Here is a 13,016-nt window from a genome sequence, read left to right as displayed (position 1 = left end):
TTGATCAAAGTTGCCTGGGTTAAATTTGCAACACAAACTATTTACGCGGCATTTGACCGTAAAATCATTGGCCGTACGGCTTTTTGTTAGTGAAATGATCATCCATGACCGCACCTCATATTATGATGGATTAAATTGGCGACTTGAAACGGCATAGTACTTGTCATGTCTGGTACAATTGGAAAAGACAAAAACACATTGAAACTCAAAAATTGAGATTAAGACTAGCAATTACTAGCAATGATCAGAAAGGAACGCGTGATGGCAAAAATTGCACAGGTAATTGTGGATGTGCCAACAATGCAAACGAACCGACCTTATTCTTATTTAATTCCAGATTCGCTGACGGATGCGGTTCAGCCCGGAATGCGCGTTGCCGTTCCGTTTGGACAAGGTCACCGCGAAGTCGGTGGCATGGTTGTCGCCGTCAGTGACGCAGACACTTTAGATGATACTTTCAGTGGCGAACTTAAACCACTGGGCGCCTTATTAGATTTAGCACCCGTCTTAAATGAAGAATTACTATCGTTAAGTGACTGGATGGCTCAACATACGTTTGCATTTCGTATTTCAACCATTCAAACGATGCTCCCAGCAGCCTTAAAGACTAAGAGTCATAAGTTTCTCGTTGCAGATGCATCAATTGATGATCCTCAGTTAGCCTCATTATTTGATGATCAACGGCGTTTGGATTTTACGGCTGTTTCGTTAACTGATGAGCAAACAGACGCATTGGCAAAGTTACAACAGCGGCAGATTATTCATGCTGAGTATCAGGTTGCTGACCGCGCTCGTGTTAAAACAGCCACATGGGTAAAATCAGTATTATCAACAACTGAGATTGAAACCGCGCGAAAGGATGTCCGTCCGAATGCAATTAAGCAATTGCGGGTGTTGACTAGGTTAATGGACTTGCAAGAAGCACGTCCTTTACAGGATGTACTCGCAGATGAACGATTAACGCGCGCTGATTTTACGGCCGCCGCAAAGAAAGGGTGGGCTGAATTAAGTGAACGCGAGGTTTATCGCGATCCATACGCCGATCATCAAATTGCTAAGACGGCGCCACTAGCCTTGCAACCTGACCAACAGAGTGCCGTTAATGCCATAACTGACGCAATTGATGCCCATGATCCTAAAACGTTCTTGTTACAAGGTGTCACGGGTTCTGGGAAAACCGAAGTTTATCTGCAAAGCATCGCGGCCGCATTGGCGCAACACAAGACGGCCTTGATGTTAGTTCCAGAAATTGCGCTAACGCCACAAATGGTAAACCGGGTGAAAGGTCGTTTTGGTCATCAAGTAGCAGTGCTTCATAGTGGTTTAAGCGCTGGCGAAAAGTATGATGAATGGCGCCGTATTGAAAGACATGAAGCGGCCGTCGTGGTTGGCGCCCGTTCGGCGGCGTTTGCACCATTAACAAATATTGGTTTGATTGTGATGGATGAAGAACATGAAACAAGTTATAAACAAGAAGATAATCCCCGCTATCACGCCCGCGACGTGTTGTTGTGGCGTGCTAAACGCCATCATGCCCCGGTGGTTTTGGGATCAGCGACGCCATCTCTAGAAAGTCGCGCACGCGCTGAACGTCACGTATACACCCGATTGGCATTGCCACACCGGATCAACCAACAGCCATTGCCACCAGTAAAAATCATTGATATGTGCGAGCAACTTAAAGCACATACGGAAAGTAACTTTTCTACGCCTTTGCTAGAAGCGTTAAAAGTTCGGCTGGAACGACATGAACAAAGTGTGTTAATGCTAAATCGACGCGGCTTTTCTTCCTTTGTGATGTGTCGCGATTGTGGCTTCGTTTTAAAATGTCCAAACTGTGATATCTCGCTAGTATTGCACATGGATAGTCACACAATGAAATGTCATTACTGTGGTCACGAGGAACCAATCCCACGAATTTGTCCAAATTGTCACAGCAAACGCATCAGCTATTATGGCTCTGGTACCGAAAAAGTTGCTGTGGAGTTAAATAGTTTGCTGCCAGATGCACGGATTATTCGGATGGACGTTGATACGACGCGCCGCAAGGGGATGCATGAAAAGCTTCTCAATTCATTTGGGCAACACAAAGCAGATATCTTGCTGGGTACGCAAATGATTGCCAAGGGACTAGACTACCCGGATGTGACACTGGTGGGCGTACTCAATGCGGATACTGCGTTGGGACTGCCAGATTTCCGTTCAAGCGAACGGACTTTTCAATTGTTAACACAGGTCAGTGGTCGTGCCGGCCGGGCTGACAAGCCGGGTGAAGTCTTGATTCAAACGTTTAATCCGGATCATTACGCCATTCAACTGGCTAAAACACAAGATTACGAACGATTCTTTCGGGTGGAAATGGGGATTCGCCACATGGGTAATTATCCGCCATACTTTTTCACGGCCTTGATAACCGCCAGTGACAAAGACGAGGGTGTTGCTGCTAAGAAAATGTTTGAATTGAGCGATCAGCTTAAACAGACCTTGTCACCGGATACAATTATCTTAGGACCGACCCCACGACCAATTGCCCGCATCAAAAATCGTTATTACTATCAAATTGTTTTAAAATATAAGCGAGAGCCTAAACTGCAGTCAGTTTTGAATGGCATTTTGGACGATGCGCAGCGTGAGCAACGTAATGGTCTGCAAGTTGCTATCGATATGGAACCGCAGAGCTTTATTTAAAGAGGGCGTGCCCAGGATTGGGTAATTTCGAATAATAAAGATGAGGTATAAGGAGCAAATTCATGACAAAAATTGTATTTATGGGAACACCGGCGTTTTCTACACCAATTTTGGAATCATTGATTGAAAAATATGATGTTGCTGCGGTGATGACACAGCCAGATCGACCAGTTGGCCGGAAACATGTTTTAACGCCATCACCGGTTAAAAAAGTGGCCTTGGCCCACAATATTGAAGTTCTTCAGCCGGAGAAAGTCAGTAAGTCACCGGAAATGCAACGGGTGATTGACATTGCGCCTGATTTTATCGTCACGGCTGCATTCGGTCAGTTCCTGCCGACAAAACTATTGAAGGCGGCTAAGATAGCGGCTGTCAACGTCCATGCTTCGTTGCTGCCGCTTTATCGTGGCGGCGCCCCAGTCCACTATGCCATCATGAACGGTGATGAAGAAACAGGTGTGTCCATTATGTACATGATTCGTCGGATGGATGCTGGTAACGTCATTTCACAAGTTAAGTGTCCAATTACTCAAGCAGATGATACAGGGTCGATGTTTGACAAATTGAGTCTGGCGGGCCGGGATTTGTTATTAAAAACGTTGCCGACGTTAATCGATGGTCCAGTTGAGGGAATTAAACAAGACGAACGAGCGGTCACATTCTCACCCAACATTTCACGTGCTCAAGAAGAAATTGACTGGACGCATACGGCCAGTGAAATTGATTGGCAAGTTCGTGGCTTGCGGCCGTTTCCGACTGCCTATGTAGTCATGGATAATGTTCGAACAAAGATCTTGGATGTTACAGTAGTGGCTGATCAGCAGACGACTCAGGCGCCAGGAACGGTTGTTAACCGAACTAAGCACGAATTAGACGTTGCTGCTGGTCTGGGGACGGTTCTAAGAATCAATCGCTTGCAACCAGCAGGCCATCCGCAAATGGCGATTACTGATTTTCTGAACGGTGCGGACACGCAGTTTGAGGTTGGTAAACAAATCATGAAAATGAAGTTTGGAGCGACAAATTAATGGCAACAAAGCTTAAAAGTCAGTCTGATCACGTTAGCAAACAGGTGAATGCCGAAACAAATCCACGTTTTGTCGCCGTCTCAGTGCTCGAAAACGTAGCTAAGGGCGGTTACTCAAATCTAAGTTTAAATGCGTCATTGGATGATGCTCAGTTATCGGCAGTGGACGCAGGTTTATGTACAGAAATCGTCTATGGCGTTTTACAGCACCAAATGACACTGGATTTTTGGCTAAAGCCGTTTATTAAACAACCAGCCAAGGTTAAACCGTGGGTTCTTATCTTACTTAGAACAGCCCTGTTTCAAATGCAGTATTTGGACAAGGTGCCAACCCGTGCTGTTTTTGATGAAACCATTCAGATTGCCAAACAACGTGGGCATGAAGGTATTCGTCGGTTTGTGACGGGTGTTTTGCACGCGGTTGAGCGACATGGCTTTGCTGATTTAGCAACAATTAAAGACCCGTTGACGCGCTTGAGTACGACTTATAGCGTGCCCATGCCATGGGTCCAGCAGATGCGCAAAACGGTTGGTGATGATAAGACAAAGCAGATTTTAGCCAGTATTAATCAGCCAGCGTTTCAGTCCGTTAGATTAAATCCAGCGCTTGGAGAGAGACAGGCACTTTTGCCACAGCTTGCTGCGGCGGGTTTGAAATGGACGGACAGTGAAGTCAGCGGAGAAGGGTTAAGAATCAACGCTGGTCATCCCGCAGGTACACCACCTTTTAATGAGGGGCTTATTACGATTCAAGACGAAAGCGCGATGCTGCCTGTTGAAGCTTTGGCTCCGAAACCTGGCGATGCTGTGTTGGATGCATGCGCTGCCCCAGGCGGAAAGACAGCGCAAATTGCCGCTCACCTGAACCCATCGCAGGGTGGGCATGTCACGGCACTGGATTTACATGCACATAAAGTGGCACTGATTGAAGCAAATGCGCGTCGGATGCAGGTTGCAGACAGAGTAACAGCGGAACAATTGGACGCTAGAAAGTCGGCTCAACAGTTTGGCGATGAAGCATTTGACCGAATCTTGGTCGATGCACCATGTTCGGGATTGGGACTGTTGCGTCGAAAACCAGAAATTCGTTATGCTAAGACACTTGCGGATAGCAAACAACTTCAGCAGATTCAGTTAGCAATTCTTGATGCAGTAGCACCGACGCTGAAGAAAAACGGTATACTAGTTTACAGTACTTGTACCATTTTGAAACAAGAAAACGATGACGTGGCAACTGCGTTTGTCAAAGCACATCAAGACTTTGAACTTGTATCAGTGGAGACAGTTCATCATCTGAAAGAAAATCGGTCAACACCTTGGTTGACCATTTATCCCGATGATTTTGACTCCGATGGGTTCTTTGTTTGTGCATTTAGAAAACGTCATGACAACGATTAGGTGATTGGCTTATGGAAGTAGCATATCTGTCAGATATTGGGCGGCAACGAGAAAGCAACCAAGACTATGTCGGCATGTTTCGGAACCAGTCGGGACTTGAATTTGCCATTGTGGCGGACGGCATTGGTGGTCATCAGGGTGGTGATGTGGCCTCAACAATGGCCGTTTCACACATGGGGAGTCGGTTTGAGGACACCTCTTTCACTGATCCAGGAACTGCGGCCAAGTGGCTGTCTAGCGAGGCTCAACAAGAAAATGACACCATTATTGAAAAAGCACATCAATATCAAGATTTAAACGGCATGGGAACCACCATCGTTGTTGCAATCATTTTTCAACGACAGTTTTTGTTAGCCAACATTGGGGATTCACGTGGTTATTTACTGCGTAATGCACAGCTTGCTCAATTAACTGAAGACCATTCATTAGTTAATGAGCTGGTCAAGTTGGGACAAATCAGTGAAGAGGATGCGCGTACTCATCCCGAGAAAAACATTATTACGCGGACACTAGGCATCAATGATGAAGCGGATATTGATATTAATTTGTATCACGCTCAACCGCACGATGTTGTTATGCTCTGTTCTGACGGGCTGACCAATATGGTAACAGATGCTCAAATACAGGCGGTCTTGCAGAGAAATCTGACGTTGCAGGAGAAGTGTCAACAGTTGATTGATTTAGCAAACGAGGCTGGCGGCAAAGACAACATCACGGTATTACTGATTTCAGCCGAGGGTGAGGTGACTGCCTCATGAGGCCGAACTACACATTAGCGGGTCGTTACCGAATCATTCGTCCGCTAGGTGAAGGCGGGATGGCCGATGTTTATCTGGCACATGACCTGATTTTGGATCGGGATGTATCCGTTAAGTTATTACGTTTGGACTTACGCGACGATCCTTCCACGGAACGGCGCTTTCAACGCGAAGCAATGGCCGCAAGTGAACTCGTGTCACCACATATTGTGAGCGTGTATGACGTTGGCGAAGATAACGGAATGCAGTATTTGGTCATGGAATATGTTTCCGGAACCGATTTGAAAATGTATATTCGCAATCATTTTCCGATTCCTTATCCGACCGTTGTTAATCTCATGCAACAAATTTTGGATGGGGTTCGCATTGCTCATGAGCATGGTATTATTCACCGTGATTTAAAACCGCAAAACGTGTTGGTGGATCAGTCTGGCCAGTTAAAAATCTCGGATTTCGGGATTGCGGTAATTAGCAGTGAGTCTTCGATGACACAGACTAATACCGTGTTAGGATCGGTTCATTATTTATCCCCTGAGCAGGCGCGTGGTGGTATGGCTAGCAAAAAGAGTGACATTTACTCATTGGGGATTATTCTCTATGAGATGTTGACCGGCAGCGTACCATTTGAAGGCGAAACAGCTGTGTCAATTGCGTTGAAGCACTCGCAGAGCAACATGCCATCGGTTCGCGACTATGACTCCAGAATTCCGCAACCGTTAGAAAATGTTATTCTTCACGCCACGGCAAAAAATCCTTCAGATCGTTACGTATCTGTTCAGGCAATGGCCAACGATTTAGCAACGGCGTTGTCACCGGAACGGCGTGACGAAAAACGATTTGAACCGCGAATTGTCGACGACGGTGCCACTAAGGTGATTCCAGTTGATCAAATATTGGCAGCGAGCAATCAACAACGTGCTGATAGTCAAATTTCGCGTCAGGCACCGTCTTCCGCAGCTGCTGAAGTGGCAGATACACCAAGTCGAAAATCGCCTGCGCGAGCCCGTAAACTATTCGGATGGCTGTTTGGTGTTGCCGTCGTCTTAATATTGGGTGTTTTAGCGTGGATCTGGTTGATCCCTGGTCAGGTAACGGTGCCCAACGTCGCAGGGATGACGCCAGTTAAAGCAGCCAAGGTGTTGAAACACAACCAGTTGCGTTTGGGCAAGCAAACTAAGGTAACCAGTGAACGGCGTGCCAAGGGTGAAATTATCAAGGCTACGCCGGCAATTGGTTCACAGACAAAGCAGCAGGCAAAGGTCAACGTGATCGTCAGTTCAGGACGGCCAAAGATTAGCGTCGACGATTATACCGGTGAACGGTATACGACGGCTGTGCGCCAATTAAAGAAGTTGGGCTTAACAGCAACACGTGTTGATGAATATACGGCTGACGCGGCTAACGGGGTCATTGTTGATCAAGATGTCGTGCCAGGCGATACGGTTTATCGTCACAGCACCATAACATTTACTGTTAGCAGTGGGTCTTCTCATGGCTCAACGGTTAAACGCTATAAAATGCCGAACTTTGCCGGTGATAAGCAGACGGCAGTGCAGCAGTGGGCAGAAGACCACAGTGTGACTGTCACGTTTAGTGATGAAACATCGACAACGGTCGCTCAGGGCAAAATTATTCGTCAGGCACCGACGTCTGGCAGCATGATTTCAGCCGGTCAAACGTTCGCAGCCGTAGTGTCATCTGGACCAGCGTTGCATAATTTCCATGTCAATCTCACAATTCCGTACAAAGCACCCAGTAATGATCCAACCGGGACGAATGATATTAAAATTTATATCAAGGATCACGACAAGAAATTAACGGATGTGTATCAGCAGTTACAAATTTCATCAGATACAGATGTTTCGCTGCCATTTACAACAACGACCAATGGTGAAGGCGAATACGTCATTAAGCGTGATGGTCATACAATTATGGCGGATCATAGCGTAACCTCAGGAAATTAGGAGAAGTCTATGAAGGGACAAATTCATCAGTTGTTGGCCGGCTTTTATGACGTTCAGACCCCTGATGGCCAGTTATACAGAACGCGAGCTCGTGGTAATTTCCGCAAACGGAAAGTGAGTCCCATGGTTGGCGATTTTGTTGAATTTAGTGCAGAGGCCGGTTCAGACGGTTACATTTTAAGTATTGATGATCGACGAAATGCTTTAGTGCGGCCCCCAGTTAGCAACATTGATCAGGCTGTCGTCGTGACTGCGGCCACGGAGCCAACCTTTTCGAGTAACTTACTGGATCGTCAGCTGGTCGCACTTGAAAGTCAGCATATTCATTCCATTATTTATTTCACAAAAACAGATTTATTAACTGCTGATCAGCGGGAGCACTTTGCACCACTCATTACTGGTTATAAAGCGATTGGTTACGATGTTTTCTTTAGCCAGCAGGCGTTTTCAGATACCGATTTAAATGGGTTACGCGATTGTTTTCAGGACAAGTTAACTGTTTTTATGGGCCAAACAGGTGCAGGGAAATCGACTTTACTTAACCATTTGTCACCAGAGTTAGACTTGGCAACCGGTGAAATTTCACAGGTTCTGAATCGTGGTAAACACACGACTCGCAAAGTTGGCTTGCTAAGTGTTGGTGATGGGTTGGTCGCGGATACGCCTGGTTTTTCATCGTATGAAGACTTCAATATGGATGCTCGTGAATTGGGCCAGTACTTTCCTGAGCTGCAGGCACTCTCACCATCCTGTCGTTTTCGCGGCTGCCAGCACATTAATGAACCAGGTTGTGCAGTTAAGGCTGCCGTGGACGCAGGCGAGGTCATGAAAAGCAGATATGAGAATTATTTACAGTTTCACCAGTTGATTGCCGACCAGAAACCACGGTATGATAAGAGTCGGAAATAAAAATTTGGAGGAAGATTTTATGATTAAGGTAGCCCCATCGATTTTAAGTGCAGATTTTGTTAATTTTGAACGTGACATTAAGATGGTTGAAAAAAACGGTGCCGACTTGTTACACGTCGATATTATGGATGGCATGTTCGTACCTAACATGTCGTTTGGTTGGACTACGGTTGCAGCCATTCGTCCAATTACTAACTTGTTCTTGGATGTTCACATGATGGTTCAAAATCCTGAACGGTACGTTGACCAGTTTGCTAAAGCAGGTGCTGATTTAATTGGTGTTCACGTTGAAGCAACTTCTCATATTCACCGTGCACTTCAAATGATCCATAACGATGGCGTTAAGGCTGAAGTTGTGATCAACCCAGGCACGCCCGTTAGCCAAATTGAACCATTACTGCCATTTGTCGATCAGGTATTGGTCATGACGGTTAATCCTGGGTTTGGTGGTCAAAAGTTCTTGCCACAAATGATCGAAAAGATCCAACTTTTGGATGATTTGAAGAAGGACAAGGGTTACGACTTTGACATCGAAATCGATGGTGGTGTTAACGACAAGACTGTTGTTGACTGCTACAAGGCAGGTGCTACGGTTGCTGTTGCTGGTTCGTTTGTATACGGTGCTGATGATCCTGCAGCTGCAATTGCATCTATTCATAATGCAACGCGCTAATTGATGAGGGCAATTCAAACATGGTAAAGACAAGTGGGACACCTCAAAGCCTTGAACGACTCAATATTTTAGTGGGCGGTCCCCAATCTGAATGGCCAGATGACTTGGTCAGAGGGGCGGTTAGTGGTCCATGGATTGGTGTTGACCGTGGTGCAATTAGGCTATTACAACTTGGGATAACACCGTTAATTGCGCTTGGCGATTTTGATTCCTCAACTGATGAGGAGTTTGGGCGTGTACGCAAGGCAGTTAGTGATCTTCGTCAAGTCGGTTCTGCAAAAGATGAAACAGATACGCAAATGGGTGTGTCAGTAGCTATGACCGAGTTTGATGCTCATGAAATTGTTGTGTACGGTGCTACCGGTGGCCGCCTTGATCACTTGTTAGCTAATGTATTTTTGCCATTAGAACCTCGGTACCGAGCCGTCGTCAATCGGCTCACGTACGTTGACCGCCAGAATACAATGCGCTTTTATGTACCAGGAACTTATCAATTGCAACGGGAATTAGATAAGCGCTATTTGGCGTTTGTTACGTTTGGCCCTGTTCGCCAGTTAACTCTTCCAGATGAACGTTATCATCTGGATCATGCTGATATCACGCGACCGGTTTCATTTGCCAGCAATGAATTTGTGGGCGACACAGCGTCATTTTCATTTACCAGCGGTATCGTTGGCGTTATTCAAAGTCGCGATTTAAAAGATAATCGTGCTGAACGATATGATTTAAATGCCTAAACTCCAGATGACGTTGCTTAGTTGTCATTTATATGCATAAAAAAAGTTGATTGCCAGATTTGGTAATCAACTTTTTTAGTAATGTGAATTTTTTTGAACATTGATAAAAGCGATTATGAGACGCTTTGTTCTGACTTGGCCTGTATAAGGTAGGTGCATTTTCAAAGATGAGAAGGGCATCTTATTGAAGCCAAAGAAAAAACGCCAGTCAATTGACTGACGCTATCGTGTTTAATTAAACACGAGTCACTTTTCCTGATTTTAATGTCCGGGCAGAAACCCAAACACGCTTCGGCTTGCCATCAACTAAGATGCGAACCTTTTGCAGGTTAGCCTTCCAGCTACGACGGCTGCTGTTTAAGGCGTGGGAACGGTTGTTACCAAAATGTGTCCGTTTGCCAGTAATAAAATCTTTAGCCATTGTTCATCCCTCCTTATCGGATTTCCAAAGGGAACCTCTTTTTTCTCACCTAAATAATTTACCATATGCTGATAGCGAATGCAATATAAAATGCCAAGGAAAAATACTTGACACCTTAAATTGCCGTCCAGACGCTTAAACAACACTCTAGACTTTTTTCAAGGACCGTTTTATGATAGCATGATTGAAGATTGCATGATGAACTCTTTATCTAAGAGTGAGTTAAATAGTTGAGGAGGCCTATTCATGGCTGTTAAGATCAAAACGCAATTTGGCACCATCGATATTAATAACGATGTGATTGCCACGGTCGTTGGCGGCGCCGCAACCGACAACTATGGTGTTGTCGGAATGGCATCTAAAAACCAACTGCGTGATAACGTAAACGAAATTTTACGACGTGATAATTATGCACGTGGCGTCGTTGTTCGCCAAGAAGATAATGGTGTGGCCATCGATGTGTACATCGTGGTTGGCTATGGCACCAAGATTTCTGAAGTATCTAAAAACGTACAACAAAAGATTCGTTACAACTTGGATAGTATGCTTGGCATTGCAGCTAACTCCGTGAATGTCACGGTTCAAGGTGTTCGAGTACTTGCAGACTAGACGATTTTTTGTAACGAAGTGGGGGAAACTGAATTGGAAGCAACATTAACTACCATGACCAACCTTGAATTCGGAAAGATGGTCCAGGCTGCCTCGAAACGTTTGACGAGTCAGGCAGAATTTATTAATTCGCTCAACGTTTTTCCGGTGCCCGATGGTGACACAGGTACCAATATTTCACTGGCGTTTGCCAGCGGTGCAAAATATGAACGCGAAGTTACGTCAACTTCTGTCAGTGATCAGGCGGCTGCTTTAGCCAAGGGATTGTTGATGGGTGCACGTGGTAACTCCGGTGTTATCACATCACAGATTTTTCGCGGTTTTTCAAAGAGTGTTGACGGTAAGCAAACACTTAGCGCTAAAGACTTTGCTGAGGCTTTAGCAGCCAGTGCTCAAACAGCTTATAAAGCGGTTATGAAGCCGACGGAAGGCACTATCTTAACGGTTATCCGCGAAGCTGCCAAGGCTGGTCGCGATAAGGCAAACGAAACTGATGATATTGCCGTTGTGATGGATGCCGTATACGCAGCGTCTCAGAAGGCCTTAGCTTCAACACCAGATTTACTACCCGTCTTAAAGCAAGTTGGCGTGGTGGACTCTGGCGGTCAAGGGTTGGTATTCATTTTCCAATCTTTTGATGAAGTCTTGAACGGAAAGTCTACTGACTCTGATATTGATACACCAGACGATGCTCAAATGGACGAAATGATTAACGCGACTCATCATCGCAGTGTGCAGGGTGAATTAGATCCTAATGACATTAAGTACGGTTACTGTACTGAAATCATGGTGCGTATTGGTGGTGGACAGCAAGTTGACCGCAAGTTTGATTATGATGAATTCTATCAATATTTAGCTGGTTTAGGCGATTCACTATTAGTGATTAATGATGACGAAATCGTTAAAGTGCATGTGCACACCGAGCACCCTGGAGATGTCATGACATGGGGTCAACACTTTGGTGATTTAATCAAAGTTAAAGTTGACAATATGCGCCATCAACAAGAAGAAATCATGGAAAAGGATCAGGACGAGGTAACCACGAAGACGGCGACCGGCGTTGCCCAACCGGTCGCCGCACCAGACACTGCGGTGATTTCCATTTCTGCAGGTGATGGTGTTGCCGAGTTATTTAAGAGTCTAGGCGTCACGCACGTGATCAACGGTGGTCAGACCATGAATCCAAGCACTGAAGACATCGTCAAGGCGATTAATGCCAGTGGTGCCAAAAAAGCGATTGTGTTACCAAACAATGGCAACATCTTTATGGCCGCTGACCAGGCTGCTAAAGTTGCCGATGTGCCAACTGTGATTGTTCACAGTAAATCCATTTCGCAAGGGATGACAGCTCTGCTAGCCTATAATCCTGATTCAGAATTGGATGCTAACAAGCAGGCAATGGAAGATAACTTGGATACTGTGAAGAGCGGTCAAGTGACTCATGCCATTCGTGATACAACTCTTGATGGGATTGAAATCAAGAATGGTGAGTTTATGGGCATCATTGATGGTTCTATCAAAGTGACAGATGCATCATTGCTCGGTGCTGCCACAAAGATGGTGCAAGCTATGATTGATGACGACAGTGAAATTGTCACGGTGATTTACGGTGCCGATGCAACGGAAGCTGATGCTTCATCGCTAGAAGACGCGATTATGGCGTTGGACGATGAGCTTGAAGTCGAAATCCACGAAGGTGACCAACCGGTTTATCCGTTCTTGGTTTCCGTTGAATAATTAAAAACAATTGTAAAATTCCTATTCCTGTACTCTAGGTTTAGGAATTTTTTGATTTAGTAAGAGCTGTTTAATTTAGTCTTGCCTATTATTTT

General features: G+C 45.4%; 11 protein-coding genes. 10 read left to right on the top strand and 1 reads right to left on the bottom strand.

What is annotated here, in order from left to right:
• Window positions 1-261: 261 nt before the first annotated feature.
• The 8 genes from priA to ABUE36_RS08120 all read left to right on the top strand — a co-directional run bounded on the left by priA (window position 262) and on the right by ABUE36_RS08120 (window position 10,154).
• Window positions 262-2,688 carry a primosomal protein N' gene (gene priA / locus ABUE36_RS08155; protein WP_421016556.1) on the top strand — a complete coding sequence of 809 codons (2,427 nt, stop codon included), beginning with the start codon at window positions 262-264 and terminating at the stop codon, window positions 2,686-2,688.
• Between the two features lie 62 nt (window positions 2,689-2,750).
• Window positions 2,751-3,716, top strand: coding sequence for a methionyl-tRNA formyltransferase (gene fmt, locus ABUE36_RS08150; protein ID WP_421016555.1), 966 nt, complete (start codon window positions 2,751-2,753; stop codon window positions 3,714-3,716).
• Window positions 3,716-5,113, top strand: coding sequence for a 16S rRNA (cytosine(967)-C(5))-methyltransferase RsmB (gene rsmB / locus ABUE36_RS08145; protein ID WP_421016554.1), 1,398 nt, complete (start codon window positions 3,716-3,718; stop codon window positions 5,111-5,113). Before fmt ends, rsmB begins: the two co-directional genes overlap by 1 nt.
• Window positions 5,114-5,124: 11 nt before the next feature.
• Window positions 5,125-5,871: a Stp1/IreP family PP2C-type Ser/Thr phosphatase gene (locus tag ABUE36_RS08140; protein ID WP_017261780.1), complete on the top strand. Its 747-nt coding sequence runs from the start codon at window positions 5,125-5,127 to the stop codon at window positions 5,869-5,871.
• Window positions 5,868-7,835 (top strand): Stk1 family PASTA domain-containing Ser/Thr kinase, encoded by a 1,968-nt coding sequence (gene pknB, locus ABUE36_RS08135; RefSeq protein ID WP_421016553.1) that lies wholly within the window; start codon window positions 5,868-5,870, stop codon window positions 7,833-7,835. The genes ABUE36_RS08140 and pknB overlap by 4 nt, the downstream gene beginning before the upstream one ends.
• Window positions 7,836-7,844: 9 nt before the next feature.
• Window positions 7,845-8,744, top strand: a complete 900-nt coding sequence (rsgA, locus tag ABUE36_RS08130; RefSeq protein ID WP_421016552.1) for a ribosome small subunit-dependent GTPase A — start codon at window positions 7,845-7,847, stop codon at window positions 8,742-8,744.
• Window positions 8,745-8,763: 19 nt separating this feature from the next.
• Window positions 8,764-9,417 carry a ribulose-phosphate 3-epimerase gene (rpe, locus tag ABUE36_RS08125; protein WP_017261783.1) on the top strand — a complete coding sequence of 218 codons (654 nt, stop codon included), beginning with the start codon at window positions 8,764-8,766 and terminating at the stop codon, window positions 9,415-9,417.
• A 20-nt stretch (window positions 9,418-9,437) separates the two neighbouring features.
• Window positions 9,438-10,154 (top strand): thiamine diphosphokinase, encoded by a 717-nt coding sequence (locus ABUE36_RS08120; protein WP_161003258.1) that lies wholly within the window; start codon window positions 9,438-9,440, stop codon window positions 10,152-10,154.
• Window positions 10,155-10,389: 235 nt separating this feature from the next.
• Here ABUE36_RS08120 and rpmB read toward each other — a convergent pair whose 3' ends face one another.
• The gene (gene rpmB, locus ABUE36_RS08115; RefSeq protein WP_017261785.1) at window positions 10,390-10,575 is read right to left on the bottom strand and encodes a 50S ribosomal protein L28; all 186 of its coding nucleotides are present in this window, start codon (window positions 10,573-10,575) and stop codon (window positions 10,390-10,392) included.
• 246 nt (window positions 10,576-10,821) lie between these two features.
• Here rpmB and ABUE36_RS08110 point away from each other — a divergent pair, with 246 nt between their 5' ends.
• Both ABUE36_RS08110 and ABUE36_RS08105 read left to right on the top strand, forming a co-directional pair.
• Window positions 10,822-11,184: an Asp23/Gls24 family envelope stress response protein gene (locus ABUE36_RS08110; RefSeq protein WP_421016551.1), complete on the top strand. Its 363-nt coding sequence runs from the start codon at window positions 10,822-10,824 to the stop codon at window positions 11,182-11,184.
• 54 nt (window positions 11,185-11,238) lie between these two features.
• A complete protein-coding gene (locus ABUE36_RS08105; RefSeq protein ID WP_161003391.1) occupies window positions 11,239-12,921 on the top strand; it encodes a DAK2 domain-containing protein in 1,683 nt (560 codons plus the stop codon).
• The last annotated feature ends 95 nt before the right edge of the window (window positions 12,922-13,016 follow it).

It is taken from the genome of Furfurilactobacillus cerevisiae, assembly GCF_048961765.1.
In the GTDB taxonomy this organism is placed as follows: domain Bacteria; phylum Bacillota; class Bacilli; order Lactobacillales; family Lactobacillaceae; genus Furfurilactobacillus; species Furfurilactobacillus milii_A.
This window is presented reverse-complemented; position numbering and strand designations above follow the sequence as displayed.

What these genes read in the sequence shown, in the direction of transcription:
- priA (WP_421016556.1), top strand. Translation starts at nt 262, where the DNA reads ATGGCAAAAATTGCACAGGTAATTGTGGATGTGCCAACAATGCAAACG.
- fmt (WP_421016555.1), top strand. Translation starts at nt 2,751, where the DNA reads ATGACAAAAATTGTATTTATGGGAACACCGGCGTTTTCTACACCAATT.
- rsmB (WP_421016554.1), top strand. Translation starts at nt 3,716, where the DNA reads ATGGCAACAAAGCTTAAAAGTCAGTCTGATCACGTTAGCAAACAGGTG.
- ABUE36_RS08140 (WP_017261780.1), top strand. Translation starts at nt 5,125, where the DNA reads ATGGAAGTAGCATATCTGTCAGATATTGGGCGGCAACGAGAAAGCAAC.
- pknB (WP_421016553.1), top strand. Translation starts at nt 5,868, where the DNA reads ATGAGGCCGAACTACACATTAGCGGGTCGTTACCGAATCATTCGTCCG.
- rsgA (WP_421016552.1), top strand. Translation starts at nt 7,845, where the DNA reads ATGAAGGGACAAATTCATCAGTTGTTGGCCGGCTTTTATGACGTTCAG.
- rpe (WP_017261783.1), top strand. Translation starts at nt 8,764, where the DNA reads ATGATTAAGGTAGCCCCATCGATTTTAAGTGCAGATTTTGTTAATTTT.
- ABUE36_RS08120 (WP_161003258.1), top strand. Translation starts at nt 9,438, where the DNA reads ATGGTAAAGACAAGTGGGACACCTCAAAGCCTTGAACGACTCAATATT.
- rpmB (WP_017261785.1), bottom strand. Translation starts at nt 10,575, where the DNA reads ATGGCTAAAGATTTTATTACTGGCAAACGGACACATTTTGGTAACAAC.
- ABUE36_RS08110 (WP_421016551.1), top strand. Translation starts at nt 10,822, where the DNA reads ATGGCTGTTAAGATCAAAACGCAATTTGGCACCATCGATATTAATAAC.
- ABUE36_RS08105 (WP_161003391.1), top strand. Translation starts at nt 11,239, where the DNA reads ATGACCAACCTTGAATTCGGAAAGATGGTCCAGGCTGCCTCGAAACGT.